This is a genomic window from Pseudomonas sp. PICF6 (assembly GCF_009831705.1).
Classification (GTDB): Bacteria; Pseudomonadota; Gammaproteobacteria; order Pseudomonadales; family Pseudomonadaceae; genus Aquipseudomonas; species Aquipseudomonas rhizophila.
On record NZ_WUUD01000034.1, the window covers coordinates 1 to 345 of the forward strand.

General features: G+C 60.9%; 2 pseudogenes. Both read left to right on the forward strand.

The annotated features are described in order from the left end of the window. A pseudogene (locus tag GSM73_RS24580) lies at positions 1-243 on the forward strand (hypothetical protein); the annotation flags it as partial. Positions 244-248: 5 nt separating this feature from the next. Further along, positions 249-345 (forward strand): annotated as a pseudogene (locus tag GSM73_RS24585) (dUTP diphosphatase); the annotation flags it as partial.

Here is a 345-nt window from a genome sequence, read left to right on the forward strand (position 1 = left end):
GGCCCGGCTTCCGGCAGCCAGGCCTGCGGCGATGTCGGCATGGGACGCATGCTCTATGTCAATTACCTGGACTTGATCGTCGCCAACGACGTCGCCAACCCGAGCATTGGCTTCAACAGCGAGGAAAACGCCTGCAGCGTGATCGACCGCCAGTTGCACGCCACCCTTTTCGCCCAGACCAGCAAGAGCAAGATTGCCCGCCAGCTGATCACTTTTATCGCCGAACGGCTGAACCAGGTTTAATTGACATGCACGCTCTACAAGCCAAGATCCTCGACCCTCGCATCGGCACCGAATTCCCGCTGCCGCATTACGCCACACCGGGTTCCGCCGGCCTCGACCTGC